Source organism: Levilactobacillus sp. LN180102 (genome assembly GCF_050106635.1).
GTDB lineage: Bacteria > Bacillota > Bacilli > Lactobacillales > Lactobacillaceae > Levilactobacillus > Levilactobacillus brevis.
Genome location: NZ_JBNIIX010000049.1, coordinates 1 through 1,034, shown reverse-complemented (window position 1 = coordinate 1,034; position 1,034 = coordinate 1). Strand labels below are relative to the sequence as shown.

The following is a 1,034-nucleotide window of genomic DNA, read 5'->3' as shown; positions in this document are numbered from 1 at the left end:
TGGCAAATTACAAGTTTAATCCGAACAAGCCCGGAATCTTTCAATGGCAGTCTGTTGATGATGTATTTTTAATGGTCGTTGATTAATTAGTTCAAGTGCTGCTAGGATCTCATCAGTCGTTACTTGGCTAAAATTGGTCTTTTTCGGGAAGAACCAGCGTAACCGTCTATTAAAATATTCATTGGAACCTCGCTCCCATGGTGAATATGGATGGCAAAAATAAACTTTGATCTGATAATCCTGTTCTAAGGCCTGATAATTGGCAAACTCTTTACCATGATCAACAGTAATGGATTTTACTTGGGGACCGAAGGCCCCCATAAACTTGCCAAAGGCGGTGTTTAGAGCCTTAGCCGTTCTATTAGGGGCTTTGATGGCCCATAGAAGTCGGGTCTTACGTTCTACGAATGTAACCAGACATGATCGTGACTCACTTCGACTAGAAAGCACCGTATCTACTTCCCAATGACCAAAAGCTAACCGTTGATTAACAGTTGTTGGCCGTTGTTCGATGGAAGTCCCACTTGTAAATTTCCCACGATTTTCGCTCACTCGGTGCTGGCGGACATTCCGATTGGGTAGATCAGTCAATTTGAAGGGGAGCCAGCCACGATTAAGCCAATTATAAATTGACGCAGTGCTCAAGTTATAAGCGGCCGCAATGGTTTCTGGTGACCAGGTTAATCGTAAGTGATTGGTAATTAAAGTCGCTAATGCTGCCGTCAGCATCGAACGACGACCGCAATTCCGCCTTTTGCGATCTGCATCTTGCTGAGCTAATTCTGGATCATAAGGTTTAACCCGGTCCAACTCATAGCTAATCGTAGCTTTGGCGACGCCTAAGGCGTCAGCCATTACTTGGTAAGATTTATTCCCCTCATTGACCAGTTGTGCTAGTGCGCCACGTTGAAAACGTGATAAAGTAGATGTACCCAAAGTAATCACTCCCTATATTGGTTGGAATTAGCTACTACCATTGTAAGTGATTGCTTTGGGCTTTTTAATTTCTGTTCGGATTAATTATAGAATTTGCC

1 protein-coding gene is annotated in these 1,034 nt (G+C 43.2%); it reads right to left on the bottom strand.

What is annotated here, in order from left to right; genetic code table 11:
• Window positions 1–15: 15 nt before the first annotated feature.
• Window positions 16–936, bottom strand: a complete 921-nt coding sequence (locus ACP4IT_RS12580) for an IS30-like element ISLsa1 family transposase (RefSeq protein WP_011373852.1) — start codon at window positions 934–936, stop codon at window positions 16–18.
• Between the last annotated feature and the right edge of the window lie 98 nt (window positions 937–1,034).